Here is a 19116-nt window from a genome sequence, read left to right on the forward strand (position 1 = left end):
CTGGTGCTTACTGCGCATTAACTTTGCGTAACTGAATGTCTTTGATGATGTTGCGGTAGGTGTTTTCGTCCAGGGTATAGAAGAAGACGAACACCATACTCAGGGCAAACATCAGGGCCGGGAACAGGGTCATCATCAGGTTGATGCCGTTGAGTGCGCTGGCGCTGAGGTGCTCGGAAGAGTAGTCAAAATAGTCGAGCATCAACCCGGCGCAGCCGCCGCCAATGGCCATCGCAATTTTGGTGATGAAGTTAAAGAAGCCGTAGATCGCCCCCTCGGCACGCACGCCCTGTTTCCATTCGGCGTATTCCACGGTGTCGGCAATCATCGACCACATCGCCACAAAGCCCATCCCCAGGGTGATACTGAACAGGCACACGCCGGTCATGATCAGGGTGCCATTGCTGCCCGCGAGAAAATACTGGAACAACATGCCGAGGATGCCGATCAGCAGCGCGAACTGCACCATCCACTTTTTACCCATCAGGCTGATGAGTTTTTCCGACACGATGGTGCCCGCGACATACGCCGCCGACTGGATCAAAAAGAATTTGGTGGTGAAGGACTCGTCGGCGAGCGTGTATTTGATGAAGTAAATCGCGATGGCCATCCACACCGTGTAGGCGATGTAAAAGAACACGGTGAACGCCGAGAGGTTGATTAACGGCAGGTTGCCGGACACCGCCGAGACCATCTCTTTCAGCGTCGGGGCTTTTTGATCCGGCTGGGTTTTGACGCGTTCTTTGGTCATGCCAAAGCAGGCGAGGAAGAAGAAGGTGGCCAACAGGCTGAAGCAGCTGACGGCAAACACGTAGCCCATTTTCTTATCGGTAAACTGCGAAATCAGCAAGTCGGCGGTGGTCGAGACAATCAGGTATCCGACAATCGCCAGCACAATGCGGTACACCGACAGCGAGGCGCGGGAACCTTCGTGCTGCGTCAGGGTATTGGTCATCGCGGAATAGGGGGTATTAACCGCCGTGTAGGCCAGGCAGTACAGGGTGTAGGAAAAGAGCGCGTAATAGAACTTATACTCTTCGCCTAAGGTGCTGAAGCACAGGATGGTGAGGATCCCCAGCGGCACGGCACCAAATAACAAGTACGGGCGCAGCTTGCCGTAGCGGGTGTTGGTTTTATCAATCACGTAGCCGATACAGATGTTGAACAGCGCATCCAGCACGCGGGCAATCACGAAGATCAGGCTCGCCTGCACGGCGCTGATGCCATAGATATTGGTGTAGAAGAACAGCAGGAACAGCGAGACGAAGCCAAACGACAGGTTGGAGGCCAGATCGCCAAACCCGTAGCCGATCTTTTCCCGCACGCTGACTTTGACGTAGCTGTCAGAAGTGATGTCTGTTGTTTTCATTTTGTAGAGTACTCATTCTGATTGGTGTCGTGCTGAGTATACCGGGGCGCTGATGGGCGGCTTGCCAGCCTTTGTTTGTGGAGTTCCGATTTTTTGCGCGGGGTGGGGTTTGTGGTGGAGTTGTGAGGGGGGTCACAGGGGGGAGGTGAGATCTGCCAGACGCGTTCCCCCCGCCAGAGGTTGTTTCGGTGCTCAGGATGTTGCGAAGCTATTCCACTCGTCTTTATACAGAATATTACCCTCACAATATTTCCACGTTATTTTCTCGTATCTTAACTGGATATCTTCAAGGTGGGTGTTGCTGATCCCTGCCGGGTGAAGTAAGGGTGAGATTGAAGCAATTCTGACGTTCTCCATAATAATGTTGAAGTATTCGCTCTCTACACCTTGATCCAGAGTCTTATACATTTTTAACGTTGCTGATGTAAACGTCCTCCCTTCACACATTGCGCGATATAAAATGGGCGTTGCGCTGTCAAATTCTTTATGAATATTGAGAGGTCGATGCACCCGGGTGCTTGTCAGTCGGCCCGTATTGGGGCTTTCGGGTACCCAGACGGTATGGCTTACGTTACGAATTTCGAAAGAACCGAGGCGAGAGGGCAGTAATGACGGGCCAATAATGGGTGAGCCATTTTCATCTGTAAGCCATAAGTGAGCGGGATTAGACATGAGAATATCCTTTTAGAATTGATGAATTACCTTTGCTTGATACAGAAAATAGCGATACCAACAGCGATAATGAATAGGCCAATGGCTTTGATGGCGATATTTTCAGGTAAATACGATACGGCAAGTAGTGAAAAGACAATAACAATGAGTAGTGGGATACCTCCACGCAGGCAAAAGGATAATTGCTCTTTTACCCACTTTTTCAGGAACTGCATCATCCTTTTATCATCCTGGAGATGGCATGTGCGATGTCGTTGTCTGAAGTTGAAGCAGCGTTGAAAATTAATGATTTAAGAATAATAGGTTCGATAATGAAAAACATCATTTCGAGTTCATTGTGATAGAGGGCGTTATAGTAATAAGGATGGGATGATTTAAGAAGGTTGGCGCTTTTTGAAGCTTCTTCAACCAAACCGTATGCCTTCAGGAGAAACACTGAGTAAGTTGATAAAGTTCCTATCTTCGATTTTATCCATGCATGAGTATGAGCACCAGTACAGATAGCCTCTGTTATTGAATAAACTAAAGCCTGGCTTGTCAGCATCGACGTAGAAAGGGTGATGCCCAATCTCAATAAAAGAGTTTGTATGTGTTGAATACGATCAATCGATTTGTTTTGTAAAAGACAATCAACGTAAATTGATACCATCTGGAAGATAATATTCCTGTCCTTAACCAATCGAATAATTGCTTTTATAAATCGGATATCTTCATGCTGTAATCTCGAGCATACATCCTGATAATTATCAGTAAAGCATGAAGTATAGTAACTCAGCCGAGTTGCACCATCCCCAATAATTTTTGCTTGTTTAATCACATCATCCTTTACGCCTGATAGAGCCTCCTCTAATTTAACAGACAGTAATTTCTCCGCTTCCATTTTTCTTATCAATGAATCGCTATAATACATATCACCTCCTGTGACCTCGCTAAAGCACGCATGCTAATTTCTATATAATTACAAAATATTATTGTGACTTAATTCACGCTTGTTGAATTTTCAAGAGTTTCATTTTGGTTTTTTTAATGTAATTATTTACTTAGTGAATAAATTATTCAAAAATCATAATGTCGAAGATTAACATGTAACTGATCCTTGTCGAATGCTAGAGCGGTGGTGTCGAAGAGGTTTTTTCATTCATCAATTTGAGGTTATATGTTTATAATCTAGCCATTACCTTTAAATGCAGGCACCTCAATCCTTTTAATTACTCAGGCTCAGACATTGCTGACTCAATATTACGGATGATAAAATAATGAAAAAAGCGCTCATGCAATGGATTAAAAAGCAGATCTCTTTTGCCTTTTGGGCCTGGATCCCTTTTTTGGTAATGATGATCTTTGCTGTTTTGGCCGCTCACTATCTGCCGCGCGAGTTGGCCTTAAAATCAATAGCTGCGTTTATCGTGTTAACAATGGCTTATGTGTTTTTTCGGAAATGATATCGTCTGTTGTGATGACTACCGGGAGTTTGAAAAGAGTGGGTAACGTGCTCGAAATGACGGAGCAGATGTCTGTCAGGAGTGTAGGGGAAGCTACCGAATAATTAAATATCTGCCGAACCTGTAAGTAAGACTTACAGGTTGCGGGAAACTGCCTGGTTAAACGAGGGCAAGCGCCCCTTCAATCCCTTTCAGCTTCTGCTGCGCCTGCTTCAATTCGTTGAGCAACGTTTTCTCATACGGGTTATGCGCCATCACCACGATGCAACCGTCCATCACTTTTACCGTGACTTTATCCCCGGTATCAAATCCCGCGGCGCGTAGCCACTTGCCGGAAAGGATCAGATTTGGCGTACTGCGGTCCAAACCGTGCGGGCGATATCCCACAATTAATGTACGCTCTATTCCGGTGGTGGCGATGTCTGGGGTAGAATGCGAATCAGCCATAATCAACTCCTTGATAGTTGGTGAGGTTAGACGCTCCGGTGTGTTCCTGCACACTGGCGCGTTGATAAAACAGGAGGTTTAGGTGGCCTCCTAATTTGATTTAGAGTAGACGGATAGGTGGCCTCATGTCAATCATAGCGCGCGAAAAAAAACCAAAAGGCGGTGGGCAATCCCCGCAGTTTAAAATGCGTATTGATCCGGCATTGAAGGAACAGTTGGAGGCTGTGGCTGCTGAAGAAGGGGTTAGTCTCGCCAGCTGGTTGAAGGAACTGGCAAGGGAGGCTTTGCGTCAACGGGGAATAAAACCACAAGGATAATTATATTTTCTCAAATACGCATGTCTTAAAATATAAGGATGTTAATATGAAAGTTGAATATTTAGTTACAATAGAAATAAAAGACTCGTTCTGCAAAACCAAAAAAGCATTTATTAATTTTATACAATCCAATGCGGATATTTTATTGATTAAAGAGAAAGTGACCTATAAAAATAATTCATTTAATCTCGAGATTTTGGAGGAAAAATCACCTTCTGAAAGGCATAAAATATTTCATCTAAAGGTTAAGAGCGGACATGAGGGAGAAATTGAAAGTTTTGTGGAATTTTTGAAAGTACTTAGAGGGATGCTACATATTGCGTCGAAAAATAATATTCAGACCATATGGGATGATATAAGTTATAACTATTCATTAAAATGCTATCCTATCATACATGAGATAGAAAATTTGATGAGAAAGTTAATTACAAAATTCATGCTTACAAATGTCGGTTTAGGTTGGATAGAGACTACTTTTCCAGAAGAATTACTTAAAGCAAAGAGAGATAGGAGTACATCTGGGAATAATAATTATTTATATGAAACGGATTTCATTCAATTATCAAATTTTTTATTTGATTCATATCGAACTCAGGATATTGATGAATTGATTCTCACCATAAAAAATCATAAGGATGACTCAATAAAAATTGAAAATATCAAAGAGTTTATACCATTATCCAATTGGCAAAGATATTTCCAAAAACATGTTGATTGTGAAGCAACATACCTTAAGGCAAGATGGGAGAAACTATATTTATTAAGATGTAAAATAGCACACAATAACATCTTCGATAAAAATGATTATGATCTAATAATTACTCTAAATAATGAAGTGAAACCCATTTTAGAAAAAGCGATTTCATCTCTAGATAAAATCACCGTATCTGAGAGCGAACGAGAAGAGTTGGCTGAAAATGTTGCTATAAATAATAATCAGTACTATGGTGATTTTATTGTTTCTTGGAAGCTCTTTGAAAAGAGAGTGATGGATTTAGCCTATAAAAGTAATATTGCGCCTGATAACAAAGTTATGCCTCTATCACCTTTAATTTTAAGGTTACGAGAGAGAAGTTTGATTAGTGAGGATTTTGTTGAGCAGTTTTTGAGATTACGGGAAATTAGAAATATTGTAGTTCATGATTTGAATAGAGAAATAACAATTCATGATTTAGAGTACTATACTATGCTTCTCAAGGGATTAACAAACATGGTATGATTTTTAGAAGTAAATTTCATATCTATTTATATGGATGATGATGTATTTCTATAAAAATTAAAGTTGTCGTTGTCATATGAGCAATTTGTACAGAAGCATTTTTGGCGGAAGATCACAGGAGTCGAACCTGCCCAGGACCGCTGGCGGCCCCAACTGGATTTGAAATCCAGCCACCTCACCGGAGATGACGATCTTCCGCGCCTCGATTGCTACATGGAGGCGGAGCGCAGTATATCTACTTTCAATCATTTACCCCAATCTTTCGCTCACTTATTTCATCCCTTTTTTGACCTGCGTTACCCCTTCTAAGGTAAATCCTAACAAAATCCTCACCTTACCTTTTTTATGTCGCCAGTTTTAACGCGATCACAAAAAACAAGAATCATAAGAACGTAACCAGAAAACGGAATACCTGCCTGTTTGTGAATGGTTTACAAAACCTGTAACCGGTCTCAGGGCCCATTTCGGGCGCAGGAACAGCAATGAAAAGTGAAGTCTTATCCGTCAAAGAGAAAATTGGTTACGGCATGGGTGACGCAGCCAGTCATATCATCTTCGATAACGTGATGTTGTACATGATGTTCTTCTACACCGATATCTTTGGCATTCCCGCCGGGTTTGTCGGCACCATGTTCCTGCTGGCGCGTGCGCTGGATGCCATATCCGATCCGTGCATGGGCCTGCTGGCCGACCGGACCCGCAGCCGCTGGGGGAAATTCCGTCCGTGGATTTTGTTCGGGGCGATCCCGTTTGGTCTGGTCTGCGTGCTGGCCTACACCACGCCAGACCTCAGCCTGAACGGCAAAATGATCTACGCCGCCGTCACCTACACCCTGCTGACCCTGCTCTACACCGTGGTCAATATCCCGTACTGCGCGCTGGGTGGGGTGATCACCAACGACCCGACGCAGCGCATCTCCCTGCAATCCTGGCGCTTTGTGCTGGCGACCGCGGGCGGCATGCTCTCGACGGTGCTGATGATGCCGCTGGTCAATCTGATTGGCGGCGAGGATAAAGCGTTCGGCTTCCAGGGCGGCATCGCGGTGCTGTCGGTGGTGGCGTTCCTGATGCTGGCGTTCTGCTTCTTCACCACCAAAGAGCGCATCCAGGTGCCGCCAAGCACCTCCGGTATGCGCGAAGATCTGCGCGATATCTGGCAAAACGACCAGTGGCGCATCGTCGGGCTGCTCACCATCCTCAATATCCTCGCGGTCTGCGTGCGCGGCGGGGCGATGATGTATTACGTCACCTGGATCCTCGGCTCGCCGGAGCTGTTCGTCGCCTTCCTGACCACCTACTGCGTCGGCAACCTGATTGGCTCGGCGCTGGCCAAACCGCTCACCGACTGGAAGTGCAAAGTCAGCGTCTTCTGGTGGACCAACGCCCTGCTGGCAGTGGCGAGCGTGGCGATGTTCTTCGTGCCGATGCAGGCCAACATCACCATGTTCGGCTTTATCTTCGTGATTGGCGTGCTGCACCAGCTGGTCACGCCGATCCAGTGGGTGATGATGTCCGACACCGTCGATTACGGCGAATGGACCAACGGCAAACGCCTCACCGGCATCAGCTTCGCGGGCACGCTGTTCGTGCTCAAGCTGGGCCTGGCGATCGGCGGCGCGTTGATTGGCTGGATGCTGGCAGGCGGCGGATACGATGCCGCAGCCAAAACCCAGAACAGCGCCACCATCAGCATCATAATTGCCCTGTTTACGCTGGTTCCGGCCGCGTGCTACCTGCTGAGCGCGATTATCGCCAAACGCTACTACAGCCTGAAAACGCCGTTCCTGCTCAAAATCATGGGCGATCTGGCGCAGGGCGCACGCCGTAATCAGCAGGACTTCAACACGCTGCCGGTCAGCAAAGAATTACAGAACTAAGAGGACGAAAGCATGAAAATCAGTGATGGAAACTGGCTTATTCAACCGGGTCTGAATGTGACGTCGCCGGTGCAGGTATTTGAGGTGGAACAGCAGGGTAACGACCTGGTGGTGTATGTCGCACCGCGCGACGTGCGCGAGCGTGCCTGGCAACTGGATTCTTTAATGTTCACGGTGCGCCTGTTTGCGCCGCAGGAGGGAATTGTCGGGGTGCGCATCGAGCACTTCCAGGGCGCGCTGGATAATGGCCCGCACTATCCGCTCAACGTCCTCAAAGACGTCGACGTAAAGATTGAAAACAACGCCGAGTATGCCGAGCTGAAAAGCGGCAACGTTAGCGTGCGCGTCACCAAAGGCGAGTTCTGGGCGCTGGACTTCCTGCGTCACGGCCAGCGCATCACTGGCAGCCAGCTGAAAAACAACGGCTACGTGCAGGACGACAACAGCGATCGTAATTACATGTTTGAGCGGCTGGATCTGGGCGTCGGCGAAACGGTCTACGGCCTCGGCGAACGCTTTACCGCCCTGGTACGCAACGGTCAGACGGTCGATACCTGGAACCGCGACGGCGGCACCAGCACCGAACAGTCGTACAAAAACATCCCGTTCTACCTCACTAACCGCGGGTACGGCGTGCTGGTGAACCACCCGGAAAACGTCTCGTTTGAAATCGGTTCCGAGAAAGTCTCGAAAGTGCAGTTCAGCGTTGAGGGCGAATATCTGGAGTATTTCGTGATCGACGGCCCAACGCCGAAAGAGGTGCTCAACCGCTATACGCAATTCACCGGGCGTCCGGCGCTGCCACCGGCGTGGTCGTTTGGCCTGTGGCTGACGACCTCGTTTACCACCAACTACGACGAAGCGACGGTGAACAGCTTTATCGACGGCATGGCCGAGCGCGACCTGCCGCTGCACGTCTTCCACTTCGACTGTTTCTGGATGAAGGCCTTCCAGTGGTGTGATTTTGAGTGGGACCCGGTCACCTTCCCGGATCCGGAAGGAATGATCCGCCGCCTTAAATCGAAAGGGCTGAAGGTCTGCGTGTGGATCAACCCGTACATCGGGCAAAAATCGCCGATCTTTAAGGAGCTGAAAGAGAAGGGCTATCTGCTGAAACGCCCGGATGGCTCGCTGTGGCAGTGGGATAAATGGCAGCCGGGGCTGGCGATTTACGACTTCACCAACCCGGAAGCCTGCGCATGGTACGCCGACAAGCTGAAAGGCCTGGTGGATATCGGCGTCGATTGCTTCAAAACCGACTTCGGCGAGCGTATTCCGACGGACGTGCAGTGGTTCGATGGCGCCGATCCGCAGAAAATGCACAACCACTACGCCTACATCTATAACGAGCTGGTGTGGAACGTGCTGAAAGAGACCGTTGGCGAAGAAGAGGCGGTGCTGTTTGCCCGTTCGGCATCCGTCGGTGCGCAAAAGTTCCCGGTGCACTGGGGCGGCGACTGCTACGCCAACTACGAATCGATGGCCGAAAGCCTGCGCGGCGGGCTGTCGATTGGGCTCTCCGGGTTCGGTTTCTGGAGCCACGATATCGGCGGGTTCGAAAATACGGCTCCGGCAGATGTGTATAAACGCTGGTGCGCATTTGGGCTGTTCTCCAGCCACAGCCGCCTGCACGGCAGCAAATCCTATCGCGTGCCGTGGGCGTACGACGACGAGTCCTGCGACGTGGTGCGCTACTTCACGCAGCTTAAATGCCGGATGATGCCGTACCTGTATCGCCAGGCGGCGCTGGCCCGCGAGCAGGGCACCCCGATGCTGCGGGCGATGATGCTCGAGTTCCCGGACGATCCGGCCTGCGATTATCTCGATCGCCAGTACATGCTCGGTGACTCGATGTTAGTTGCGCCGGTGTTCAGCGAGGCGGGCGATGTGCAGTTTTACCTGCCGGAAGGACGCTGGACGCACCTGTGGCATAACGACGAAGTGCAGGGCAGCCGCTGGCACAAACAGCAGCACGACTTTCTGAGTCTGCCGGTGTACGTACGCGACAACACCCTGCTGGCGTTGGGCAACAACGACCAGAAGCCGGACTACGCCTGGAACGAAGGGACGGCCTTCCAGCTGTTTAATCTCGACGATGGCGCGACGGTGGTGAGTGAAGTGCCTGCGGCCAACGGAGCGGTGGCGTTTACCCTGGCCGCCACGCGTACGGGCAACACCCTTACCCTGAAAGGGAGCGGTGACGCGCGGGGCTGGTCAGTCTGTTTGCGCAATGTGCAGCAGATTAGCGGCGTTAAAGGTGCATCCAATGTGGGTAGCGAGTGGGGCGTGGTGGTGAAAGCCGAGGGGAATGAGGTGGTTATCCACCTCTGACAAGTGTTAAACGCCCGGTGGCGCTGGCGCTCACCGGGCCTACAGTTTGGTTTACGGTTTTGAATTTGTAGGCCGGGCAAGGCGAAGCCGCCGCCCGGCAATGCCCGGAGCCACTAAGGTACAGTTGGGGCTGGCGGTTGCCCAACCGTACTCACCACCCCACCCATCATCGTCTGCGTCACCTGCTGTTTATCCATATTCACTGCGTTAAGCTTGCCACTGACCGTCGGTTTCAGCGGCGCATTCGCCTGCACGTTACCGCTGGCGTTGAGCTGAATATTGCCATCGCCCGCTACCGGCAGCGCTGGCCAGCCCCACTGCTGCATGATGTTTAACGGTACGCCACGCCCGGTCAGGTTGATGGTCGCATGGCGCGCAGGCTGCTGCGAAACGCTGGCCTTCGCCTCCAGAATGCCTTTCTCAGTGAAGGCGCTCAGGTCGCTGATTGCGACCGTCGAGGCATTCGCGGTCAGCGCGAGCGACGGACGACGCACGTCCACCCGGTTAAAGGTGGCCGCCGCGCCGTTCAGGGTGGCCGTGCCGGCCCACACACCCCACTGACGATCTTTCGCCAACTGCAGATTGGTGCCGTAACCGTCGAGGGAAGTGATCTGCCACGGGAAGATTGGATCCACGTCAATCACCAGGTTGCGACTTAAGCTGAATTTGCGCAACGTAACGCTGTTTAGCCACGTCGGCAGGGTCTCCATCCACTGTGCTTTCCAGTTCTGTGGCAGGGTGTATTCCAGCCCGGCGATGGCGACATCATCCAGTACCAGCGCTTTGCCGCTGCGCAACCAGCTCCCGGAGGTGCGCACCATCCCACCTTCCCAGCGCGAGGTGAACTGGCGCAGCGCCATTCCCTGCGGGGCGAATTCCGCATTCAGGATCGGGTCGAACAGATGCACGGTACCGTAGATAAATTCGCTGGCGTTCATCGACAGACGCCCGTCTTCGCTCTGCCAGTCACCTTTGCTCAGGGTCAGGTTGCGCAGGCTTAAATCGAGATCGGTTACTGCCCAGTCCGGCCCCTGCAGGCGGGCGTCGGTCACGTCCAGGCGGCCAATCTGCAGCGACGGCAGAGTGGTGATGGGGGCAAAAAAGTCGGCCAGCGATTTATCGCTCTGCAGGCGGATCTCGTTCAGGCGCATGTTGTCCACCTTCCAGCCGCCATTGGCGTCGCGCCGCGCGGTGCCGGTCAGGGAGCCCCGCGCCATATCCGCACCAATGGTGCTCAACACCACTTCTTTGTCGTTCAGTTCGCCCTGGATCAGCACGTTGCTGGCGGGCACGCCGTTCAGCGTCAGCGAACCGGCGCTCATCTGGATGTTGGCTTTTTTCCCCAGCACATTGCCCGCTTCGGGTTGCCACGGGCTGACGCCACCGGTCACCTTCTGCGCGCTCAGATCCCATTCGGTATTGGGGCTGTTAAACGCCATGTTGTTCAGTAGCAAACGGTCGGACTGGAAGGGGAGCGGGGCGGTCTGCGGCGAGAGGTTCAGCGTGCCGTCAAACAGGGTGATGGTATCCATGTGCAGCGGATCGGTCAGCTGACGGCTACTCACGCCAATATCCACCATTTTTGCGACCAGCGTCGCAGGCTGGCCGTCACGACCAAAGGTCACGTTTCTCAGCACCAGGTGGCTGGGGGAGGAGAAGCGGTGATCCATCAGGTCGAAACTGAGTTCGTAATCGGTATTTTTCGTGATCCAACTGCTGACCTGAGCCGCGCCCCATCGGGACTGAACAAGGAGATAGAGCGCGAGGATCGCAACCAGCAGAACAACCAGAATACCGATGAGTAGCTTTCCAATAAATTTCATGGTCTTCCATCACGTAAAACGCACATAAAGGAGTTATGCACGATTTATACGCAATGCTCAAGGCGGGAATGGTGTAATTACGTGTACGGCAGCAGTAACCTGCTGCCGTAAAAGCGGGATCAGTTCTTTTCTGGCGGGAAGATCAGGTTCAGGACGATGGCGGTAATACCGCCTGCTGCGATGCCGGAAGAGAGCAGGTTTTTCACCCAGTCCGGGGCAAACTGCAGGATCAACGGCTGCTGAGACACGCCCAGACCCACGGCCAGCGACAGGGCGATAATCATGATCGCGCGACGGTTCAGCGGCTCGCGGGAGACGATGCGTACGCCAGATGCCGCGATGGTACCGAACATCACCAGCGTCGCGCCGCCGAGTACCGGCTCAGGAATGTGCTGCACAAAACCGCTCACGGCCGGGAACAGGCCCAGCACGATCAGCATCAGTGCCACCACAAAGCCCACGTAACGGCTGGCCACGCCGGTCAGCTGGATCACGCCGTTGTTCTGGCCGAAGCAGGAGTTGGGGAAGGTGTTGAACACGCCAGAAACAAAGGAGTTCAGGCCGTTCGCCAGCACGCCGCCCTTCAGACGCTTCATATACAGCGGGCCAGAGACCGGCTGCTCAGAAACATCAGAGGTGGCGGTGATGTCGCCGATGGTTTCCAGAGAGGTGATCATAAACACCAGCATCAGCGGCAGGAGCAGGTTCCAGTCAATGCCAAGGCCGTAATACAGCGGCGTTGGCACCATGATCAGCGGGCTGTCGGTTGGCGCGGTGGACTGCGGCAGCATGTCCATTGCCCATGCAGCCAGGTAGCCAGCGGCCATGGCGATCACCAGCGAGGCGACGCGCAGATACGGATTACGCTGGCGATTCAGCAGAATAATGATTGCCAGCACCACGCCCGCCAGCAGCAGGTTTTTTGGGGCGCCGAAAGTGTGGTCGGCCATGGCAGCGTAGCCGCCGCCAATCGACGTCAGACCGACCTGAATCAGCGACAGGCCGATAATCATCACCACCACGCCGGAAACCAGCGGGGTAATAATGCGGCGCGCGAGGTGCAGAACGCGGGAGATAATCATCTCGGTACAGCTCGCCAGCATCAGGGTGCCGAACAGCGCTGCCATCATCGTCGGGACATCTGCGCCGCCGGTTTTAAGCGCGGTGCCGCCCATGATCAGCGGGGCGACAAAGTTAAAGCTGGTGCCCTGAATCGACAGCAGACCCGATCCCACCGGACCCCAGGCTTTAATCTGAATCACAGAGGCAACGCCCGATGCGAACAACGACATGCTGATGATGTGCTGAGTGTCCTGAGCCGGTAAGCCGAGCGCCTGACAGATCAGCAGCGCGGGGGTGATCACCGCCACGAACATCGCCAGCAGGTGCTGACAGGCGGCGAACAAGGTCTGCGCCATCGGTGGACGATCTTCAAGACGGTAAATCAGTTCACTGTTATGTGGCTGCGCAATCGGTTGCGCATCTTGCTGTTCTAAGGCGTTAACGGACATCTGCGGCGATCCCCTGAGGAAAAGCGGGCATTTTAGCCGAGTGGATGAGAAAAGCAAACGATTGCCAGCCTGTTTCGCAGAAATTTCATCGTACAAAACGATCCGGAATTAGGCGTTAGAGTAGCGTTCGGTCTCTGGCATCCAGCGTTCAATCAGCGCTGCAGCCTGCTCGGGATAGCGTTCATGGATATGGCGTGCCAGTCGCTGAACTTCCGGGATCATGGCCTGATCGCGCAGTAAATCGGCCACTTTAAACTCGGCATTCCCGGTCTGACGGGTGCCAAGCATTTCGCCAGGGCCGCGAATCTCCAGATCCTGCTGTGCAATCACAAAGCCGTCGTTGCTGTCGCGCAACACCTGCAGACGCTTCTGCGCGGTTTTCGACAGCGGGGCTTTGTAGAGCAACACGCAGTGCGAGGCTACCGCGCCACGTCCTACGCGGCCACGCAGCTGGTGGAGTTGCGCAAGACCCAGACGCTCCGGGTTTTCAACGATCATCAGGCTGGCGTTGGGTACGTCTACGCCCACTTCAATCACCGTGGTGGCGATCAGCAGATGCAGCTCGCCCTGCTTGAAGGCCTGCATCACCGCCTGTTTCTCGGCAGGTTTCATGCGGCCATGCACCAGCCCGACGTTCAGCTCCGGCAGGGCCAGCTTTAACTCTTCCCAGGTGGCTTCTGCCGCCTGTGCTTCCAGCAGGTCGGACTCTTCAATTAAGGTACACACCCAATATGCCTGACGGCCTTCCTGCACGCAGGCGTTGCGCACGCGGTCGATAATGTCGTGGCGACGGGTATCCGGAATGGCAACTGTGGTTACCGGCGTACGTCCCGGTGGCAGCTCGTCGATGGTCGAGGTGTCGAGATCGGCATAGGCGGTCATCGCCAGCGTGCGGGGGATCGGCGTCGCGGTCATGATCAACTGATGCGGATGGAACCCTTGCTGGAGTCCTTTTTCCCACAGCGCCAGGCGCTGATGCACGCCAAAGCGGTGCTGTTCATCGATGATCACCAGCGCCAGGCCGTTAAACTGCACCTGTTCCTGGAATATAGCGTGGGTACCGACAATCATTTGTACCTGACCGCTGGCAATCGCGTCCTGCTGGGCCTGTCGCGCTTTGCCTTTTTGCTTCCCGGCCAGCCAGCCCACTTCAATGCCCAGCGGCGCAAACCAGTTGCGGAAGTTGGTGGCGTGCTGCTCGGCCAGCAGCTCGGTCGGCGCCATCAGCGCCACCTGTTTGCCGTGCGCGATAGCGCGTAACGCAGCCAGCGCCGCCACCAGCGTTTTACCGGAACCGACATCGCCCTGAACCAGGCGCATCATCGGCACATCCAGCGCCATGTCACGCTCAATTTCGGCGGTCACGCGGGCCTGTGCGCCGGTCGGTGTAAACGGCAGCGAGGCCAGCAGCTTGTCTTTTAAATCGTCGTTGGCAGAAAGCGGCAGGGCGTGAAAACGCTGCGCACCCGCGCGCAGCGCCAGCATGCTCAGGTTATGCGCCAGCAGCTCTTCCAGAATTAATCGTCGCTGGGCCGGGTGTTGTCCGCTCTCCAGATCGCTTAACTGCAACGTCGGTGGCGGGCGGTGCAGGGTGCGCATCGCTTCCGGCAGGCTCATCATCCCCTGCGCCAGCTCGGGCGGCAGCAGTTCGGTAATGGCGCAGGTATCAAGCAACTCCAGCGCCTGGTCGGTCAGCTTGCGCAGCGTCGCCTGTTTAATGCCTTCGGTGGTCGGGTAGACCGGGGTCAGGGTTTCCTGCAACTCCGGGGTACTGAGATCGCCCTGCACGCGGTATTCCGGGTGGATCATCTCCGCACCATACTTCCCGCGTTTGGCTTCCCCGTAGGCCAGCACCCGTCGCCCGGTGGCGAGGCTGTTTTTCATCGCCGCGCTGAAGTTAAAAAATCGCATCGTCAGGATGCCGGTGCCATCGCTGATCTGACAGGTCATCATCCGGCGGCCGCCGAAGGTGACATTACAGTTCAGGACTTCGCCTTCTACCGTGACGTAAATTCCGGGCAGCAGCTCGCCAATCTGATAAAGATGGGTACGGTCTTCATAGCGCAGGGGGAGGTGCAGGAGGAGATCCTGCACGGTATGCAGGCCAATTTTTGCCAGTTTGCTGCTCTGCGCCGCACCGACGCCGGTCAGCGAATTCAGCGGTACGGCATCTAGCAGGCGGCCTTGCATGATCTATTTCGCCGACTGCATCGTGGCCCACCACGCGGCATCGGCTTCAATTTCGCCCTGCAAATTCACGTGGGGGTAGGGTAAGTTTTTCTGCTTTGCCACGCGGGCCAGTACCGGGTAACCGCCTTCAAACAGCAGGCGCTGCTGTTCGTCTTCCGGCAGCACGCTGCTCTCGCGTTGGTACATCCCGGCATTTTGCCGCTGACGCTGGGCTTCATACAGAATGAGCGCTGATGCGACAGAGACATTCAGCGACTGCACCATCCCGGTCATGGGAATGATGATGTCCTGATCAGCCAGATCTAACGCTTCCTGGGTGATCCCGGTTTTCTCCTGACCCATCAGAATGCAGGTCGGGCGGGTGTAATCAATCTCGCGGAAGTCGACGGCTTTATCGGAAAGATGGGTCGCCAGTACCTGCATGCCTCGGCCTTTCAGGTGCGAGACCGCGTCGCGAATGGAGTGGTGAGTGTGGACTTGTACCCAGCTGTTGCTGCCTGCGGCAGATGAGACCATGGGGCGCAGCCGACCGTCCGGCCAGACGGCGTGCACTTCATGAACGCCGATGGCATCTGCAGTACGGACGATTGCCGACACGTTATGCGGTTTATGGACCTGCTCCATGCAGACCGTCAGGTCAGGCTGTCGCCTGGCGAGCATCTCACGGATACGCTCGTAACGTGTCGAATTCATTGGTTAGTTTCGGTTTCGGGTGACTTTTATTACGTCAGCCATCACGCGGATTTTACGCATGATATTCGCCAGATGTACGCGGTCGCGCGCGCTCAGACGAATAAAGGCGCTGTACACGCGGCCATCTTTCTCTTCGGTATTCAGGCTATGAATATTGGAAGAGGCGGTGTTGATTGCCGCCGTCAGGTTGGCCAGTGCACCCTGGTGGTTAAACATATCCACCTTGATCTCGGTGATAAATTCCTGCTCGGTCTCTTTATCCCACTCGACCGCCATAAACTTCTCAGGCTCTTTCTGGTAGCCCCGGATGTTACGACAGGATTCGTGATGGATAACCAGCCCTTTGCCGGGACTGACGTGGGCAATAATCGGGTCGCCAGGGATCGGTCGGCAACACTTGGCGAAGGTGATCAGTACCCCGTCGGCGCCTTTGATCGGCAGATGCCCGTGGCTGTTCGATGCAGGCTGCGGTACCGAGGTGTCACCCTGTTGCAGGTTCTTCGCTACCACTACGCTCATCGCATTGCCCAGCCCGATTTCTGCCAGCAGATCGTCAAGCGTGGCAAGCTTCATGCGCTCGATTTCACGTTGAACATTCTCTTTCGGGATCTCAGCCAGCTTGCGGCTACCGCCCAGTGCGTGATTGAGCAAACGACGGCCCAGGCTGACCGAGTCATCGCGCTTGAGATTTTTCAGCAACTGGCGGATCTTGGCGCGGGCTTTCGAGCTGACGACAAAATTGAGCCATGCCGCGTTCGGGCGGGCACCCGGTGCGGTAATGATTTCTACTGTCTGGCCGCTGGTCAGCGGTTGTGACAGCGGATACGGCTGGCGGTCGACGCGAGCCCCTACGCAGGCATGGCCGATATCGGTATGCACGGCGTAAGCAAAATCGACCGGCGTGGCACCAGCAGGCAGCTCGACAATGCGCCCTTCTGGCGTGAAAACGTAAATCTCATCCGGGAAGAGATCGGATTTAACGCTCTCGATAAATTCAAACGAGCTACCGGCGCTTTGTTGCAGCTCGAGCAGGCTCTGCATCCAGCGCTGGGCGCGGATCTGGGCGGTAGTGCTGCTTTCACCGCCGTGCTCTTTGTACGCCCAGTGCGCAGCAACACCCATCTCCGCCATCTGGTCCATGTCTTCGGTACGAATCTGTACCTCAACCGGGACGCCGTGCGGACCAATCATCGAGGTGTGCAGAGACTGATATCCGTTCGCTTTTGGAATGGCAATATAGTCTTTTACCCTCCCAGGACGTGGTTTATACAGGCTGTGCATCTGACCGAGAACGCGATAGCAGGTGTCGGAATCATGGACGATCACGCGAAACGCGTAGATATCCATGATCGAGTGAAAACGCTGCTCTTTGAGCACCATTTTACAGTAGATAGAGTACAAGTGTTTTTCGCGACCGCTGACGCGGCAGGGAATACCGGCTTCCTGCAAACGCCCTTCAATTTCAGAGAGGATCTTTTGAATCATCTCTTTACGGTTACCACGTGCGGCTTTCACCACCTCTTTGATCACCCGGAAGCGGTTCGGGTACAGCGCTTCAAAACCCAGCTCTTCCAGCTCGGTTTTAATGTGATGAATACCTAAACGGTGCGCCAGCGGGCTGTAGATTTCGAGGGTTTCACGGGCGATGCGACGACGTTTATCCGGGCGCAATGAGCCCAGCGTGCGCATATTGTGGGTACGGTCGGCGAGTTTGATCAGAATGACGCGGATATCCTGCACCATCGCCATGATCATCTTGCGGAAGTTTTCGGCCTGCGCCTCTTTCTTATCGCGGAATTTCAGCTTATCAAGCTTAGACACCCCTTCCACCAGCTCGGCAACGCTTTTGCCAAACAGCTGTTCCATATCCTGGTAGGTGGCGGGGGTATCTTCAATCACGTCATGCAGCAGGGCGGCCATCAGCGTTTCATAGTCGAGTTTCATCTCGGCCAGGATACAGGCCACCGCTACCGGGTGCGTGATATAGGGTTCACCGCTTGAACGTGTCTGGCCCTCGTGAGCGTCACGTGCAACGAGATACGCCTGCTGGAGACGCTTAATCTGGTCTACCGGCAGGTAGGTTTGAATCAGTTGATTCAGGCTTTCAAACAGATACAAGGGCGACCCGCAGGTTTAATTAACGACGACCTTCAGCAATGGCGGTAACGGCCTGCAGTTCTGCGGCTTCCTGCTCTTGCTGCTCCTGGCGTTCACGTACGTCGAGGATCTGGTTGTTGATCAGACCTTCTTCGATTTCGCGCAACGCGATAACGGTGGTTTTATCGTTTTCTTCCGGTACCAGTGGATCTTTGCCGCCGGACTGCAACTGACGAGCGCGACGCGCGGCGACCAGCACCAGGTCAAAACGGTTACCAATTTTCTCTACAGCGTCCTGAACAGTTACGCGTGCCATACTTAAAATGCTCCACAGATGAAGAAATGACTGGGCATGATACTGAATGTGGGTTCAGTCTGCCAACAGTTTGGTGATTAATGCGTCATGTCGCTGCTTCTGGCGGCTCATGCGCAGACGTTCGGCGCGAATAACCGTTTTCAAATCGCCCAGGGCGGTATCGAAATCATCATTCACAATCAGATAATCATATTCGGCGTAATGGCTCATTTCCGCAACTGCCTGGGCCATACGTTTTGCGATAACTTCTTCGCTGTCCTGGCCGCGACCCCGTAAACGACGATCCAGCTCATCTTTCGACGGCGGTAAGATAAAGATGCTGCGAGCCTGCGGCATTTTCATGCGAATTTGCTGCGCGCCCTGCCAGTCGATATCAAGAAACACGTTTACGCCTGTCGCCAGGACCTGCTCAATGGTTTCACGCGAGGTTCCGTAGTAATTACCGAAAACTTCGGCGTGTTCAAGAAACGCATCCCGGCCAATCATCGTTTTAAATTCAGCGTGATCGACAAAGAAATAGTGCTCACCGTGCACTTCACCCGGACGCGGTGCCCGTGTGGTGTGAGAAACAGAAACCTGCGTATCGTACAACGGTTGGGTTTTTAACAGCGCCTGAATCAGGCTGGATTTACCCGCGCCACTTGGGGCAGAAACAATATAAAGCGTGCCTTGAGCCATGAGAGTCTTTGTATGTTGATAGCGTTGAAGTCCTACATACGGGCTTATTATACACGTCGCCGCTTCGTGACGTAGCCTTTGTCACACTTTTTCCTCTTCATCGTTGATTTTTGCTCGCCTTTTTCCACTTTTTT

Annotated in this window: 17 protein-coding genes and 1 tRNA gene; 5 read left to right on the top strand and 13 right to left on the bottom strand. The window is 53.4% G+C overall.

The genetic code is table 11. The features are described 5' to 3' along the window. Positions 1–7: 7 nt before the first annotated feature. The 4 genes from M8013_RS06105 to M8013_RS06120 all read right to left on the bottom strand — a co-directional run bounded on the left by M8013_RS06105 (position 8) and on the right by M8013_RS06120 (position 2951). The gene (locus tag M8013_RS06105) at positions 8–1369 is read right to left on the bottom strand and encodes an MFS transporter (protein WP_271266915.1); all 1362 of its coding nucleotides are present in this window, start codon (positions 1367–1369) and stop codon (positions 8–10) included. A 192-nt stretch (positions 1370–1561) separates the two neighbouring features. Then, complete coding sequence (locus M8013_RS06110) at positions 1562–2041, bottom strand: Hcp family type VI secretion system effector (protein ID WP_271266916.1); 480 nt, start codon at positions 2039–2041, stop codon at positions 1562–1564. A gap of 26 nt (positions 2042–2067) precedes the next feature. Further along, entirely contained in the window at positions 2068–2259 is a 192-nt protein-coding gene (locus tag M8013_RS06115) for a hypothetical protein (protein ID WP_271266917.1), read from the bottom strand. Further along, positions 2256–2951 carry a hypothetical protein gene (locus M8013_RS06120; RefSeq protein WP_271266918.1) on the bottom strand — a complete coding sequence of 232 codons (696 nt, stop codon included), beginning with the start codon at positions 2949–2951 and terminating at the stop codon, positions 2256–2258. The genes M8013_RS06115 and M8013_RS06120 overlap by 4 nt, the downstream gene beginning before the upstream one ends. Positions 2952–3297: 346 nt before the next feature. Between M8013_RS06120 and M8013_RS06125 the strand changes: the two genes are divergently transcribed. Beyond that, positions 3298–3483, top strand: coding sequence for a hypothetical protein (locus M8013_RS06125; protein WP_271266919.1), 186 nt, complete (start codon positions 3298–3300; stop codon positions 3481–3483). 159 nt (positions 3484–3642) lie between these two features. Here M8013_RS06125 and M8013_RS06130 read toward each other — a convergent pair whose 3' ends face one another. Then, positions 3643–3930, bottom strand: coding sequence for a SymE family type I addiction module toxin (locus M8013_RS06130; RefSeq protein ID WP_271266920.1), 288 nt, complete (start codon positions 3928–3930; stop codon positions 3643–3645). 125 nt (positions 3931–4055) lie between these two features. On the opposite strand from M8013_RS06130, the gene M8013_RS06135 reads away from it, so the two are divergent. Beyond that, positions 4056–4247 (top strand): toxin-antitoxin system HicB family antitoxin, encoded by a 192-nt coding sequence (locus M8013_RS06135; protein ID WP_271266921.1) that lies wholly within the window; start codon positions 4056–4058, stop codon positions 4245–4247. Positions 4248–4293: 46 nt separating this feature from the next. Beyond that, on the top strand, positions 4294–5466 hold the full coding sequence (locus M8013_RS06140) for a HEPN domain-containing protein (RefSeq protein WP_271266922.1): 1173 nt from the start codon (positions 4294–4296) through the stop codon (positions 5464–5466). A gap of 102 nt (positions 5467–5568) precedes the next feature. Here M8013_RS06140 and M8013_RS06145 read toward each other — a convergent pair. Next, positions 5569–5663: transfer RNA gene (locus M8013_RS06145), tRNA-Sec, on the bottom strand. A gap of 285 nt (positions 5664–5948) precedes the next feature. Between M8013_RS06145 and M8013_RS06150 the strand changes: the two genes are divergently transcribed. Beyond that, positions 5949–7343 carry a glycoside-pentoside-hexuronide family transporter gene (locus tag M8013_RS06150; RefSeq protein ID WP_271266923.1) on the top strand — a complete coding sequence of 465 codons (1395 nt, stop codon included), beginning with the start codon at positions 5949–5951 and terminating at the stop codon, positions 7341–7343. A gap of 12 nt (positions 7344–7355) precedes the next feature. Beyond that, a complete protein-coding gene (yicI, locus tag M8013_RS06155; RefSeq protein WP_271266924.1) occupies positions 7356–9674 on the top strand; it encodes an alpha-xylosidase in 2319 nt (772 codons plus the stop codon). Positions 9675–9787: 113 nt separating this feature from the next. On the opposite strand, the gene M8013_RS06160 is transcribed toward yicI, so the two are convergent. The 7 genes from M8013_RS06160 to gmk all read right to left on the bottom strand — a co-directional run bounded on the left by M8013_RS06160 (position 9788) and on the right by gmk (position 18982). Next, a complete protein-coding gene (locus tag M8013_RS06160) occupies positions 9788–11497 on the bottom strand; it encodes an AsmA family protein (protein WP_271266925.1) in 1710 nt (569 codons plus the stop codon). Positions 11498–11616: 119 nt separating this feature from the next. Next, positions 11617–13008 (bottom strand): nucleobase:cation symporter-2 family protein, encoded by a 1392-nt coding sequence (locus M8013_RS06165; protein WP_271266926.1) that lies wholly within the window; start codon positions 13006–13008, stop codon positions 11617–11619. Between the two features lie 108 nt (positions 13009–13116). After that, complete coding sequence (gene recG / locus M8013_RS06170) at positions 13117–15198, bottom strand: ATP-dependent DNA helicase RecG (protein WP_271266927.1); 2082 nt, start codon at positions 15196–15198, stop codon at positions 13117–13119. Between the two features lie 3 nt (positions 15199–15201). Continuing rightward, on the bottom strand, positions 15202–15891 hold the full coding sequence (gene trmH / locus M8013_RS06175) for a tRNA (guanosine(18)-2'-O)-methyltransferase TrmH (protein ID WP_271266928.1): 690 nt from the start codon (positions 15889–15891) through the stop codon (positions 15202–15204). Between the two features lie 3 nt (positions 15892–15894). Further along, positions 15895–18009, bottom strand: a complete 2115-nt coding sequence (spoT, locus tag M8013_RS06180; RefSeq protein WP_271266929.1) for a bifunctional GTP diphosphokinase/guanosine-3',5'-bis pyrophosphate 3'-pyrophosphohydrolase — start codon at positions 18007–18009, stop codon at positions 15895–15897. Between the two features lie 19 nt (positions 18010–18028). After that, on the bottom strand, positions 18029–18304 hold the full coding sequence (gene rpoZ, locus M8013_RS06185; RefSeq protein ID WP_271266930.1) for a DNA-directed RNA polymerase subunit omega: 276 nt from the start codon (positions 18302–18304) through the stop codon (positions 18029–18031). A 54-nt stretch (positions 18305–18358) separates the two neighbouring features. Further along, complete coding sequence (gene gmk / locus M8013_RS06190; RefSeq protein WP_271266931.1) at positions 18359–18982, bottom strand: guanylate kinase; 624 nt, start codon at positions 18980–18982, stop codon at positions 18359–18361. Positions 18983–19116: the final 134 nt, after the last annotated feature.

It is taken from the genome of Silvania confinis (genome assembly GCF_025564085.1).
Classification (GTDB): domain Bacteria; phylum Pseudomonadota; class Gammaproteobacteria; order Enterobacterales; family Enterobacteriaceae; genus Enterobacter; species Enterobacter confinis.

Bases quoted from the DNA above. Each gene is read 5' to 3' on its own strand.
- gmk (WP_271266931.1), bottom strand. From the start codon at position 18,982: ATGGCTCAAGGCACGCTTTATATTGTTTCTGCCCCAAGTGGCGCGGGT.
- M8013_RS06105 (WP_271266915.1), bottom strand. From the start codon at position 1,369: ATGAAAACAACAGACATCACTTCTGACAGCTACGTCAAAGTCAGCGTG.
- recG (WP_271266927.1), bottom strand. From the start codon at position 15,198: ATGCAAGGCCGCCTGCTAGATGCCGTACCGCTGAATTCGCTGACCGGC.
- trmH (WP_271266928.1), bottom strand. From the start codon at position 15,891: ATGAATTCGACACGTTACGAGCGTATCCGTGAGATGCTCGCCAGGCGA.
- M8013_RS06130 (WP_271266920.1), bottom strand. From the start codon at position 3,930: ATGGCTGATTCGCATTCTACCCCAGACATCGCCACCACCGGAATAGAG.
- M8013_RS06150 (WP_271266923.1), top strand. From the start codon at position 5,949: ATGAAAAGTGAAGTCTTATCCGTCAAAGAGAAAATTGGTTACGGCATG.
- M8013_RS06140 (WP_271266922.1), top strand. From the start codon at position 4,294: ATGAAAGTTGAATATTTAGTTACAATAGAAATAAAAGACTCGTTCTGC.
- M8013_RS06125 (WP_271266919.1), top strand. From the start codon at position 3,298: ATGAAAAAAGCGCTCATGCAATGGATTAAAAAGCAGATCTCTTTTGCC.
- M8013_RS06115 (WP_271266917.1), bottom strand. From the start codon at position 2,259: ATGATGCAGTTCCTGAAAAAGTGGGTAAAAGAGCAATTATCCTTTTGC.
- M8013_RS06135 (WP_271266921.1), top strand. From the start codon at position 4,056: ATGTCAATCATAGCGCGCGAAAAAAAACCAAAAGGCGGTGGGCAATCC.
- M8013_RS06165 (WP_271266926.1), bottom strand. From the start codon at position 13,008: ATGTCCGTTAACGCCTTAGAACAGCAAGATGCGCAACCGATTGCGCAG.
- M8013_RS06120 (WP_271266918.1), bottom strand. From the start codon at position 2,951: ATGTATTATAGCGATTCATTGATAAGAAAAATGGAAGCGGAGAAATTA.
- rpoZ (WP_271266930.1), bottom strand. From the start codon at position 18,304: ATGGCACGCGTAACTGTTCAGGACGCTGTAGAGAAAATTGGTAACCGT.
- M8013_RS06110 (WP_271266916.1), bottom strand. From the start codon at position 2,041: ATGTCTAATCCCGCTCACTTATGGCTTACAGATGAAAATGGCTCACCC.
- yicI (WP_271266924.1), top strand. From the start codon at position 7,356: ATGAAAATCAGTGATGGAAACTGGCTTATTCAACCGGGTCTGAATGTG.
- M8013_RS06160 (WP_271266925.1), bottom strand. From the start codon at position 11,497: ATGAAATTTATTGGAAAGCTACTCATCGGTATTCTGGTTGTTCTGCTG.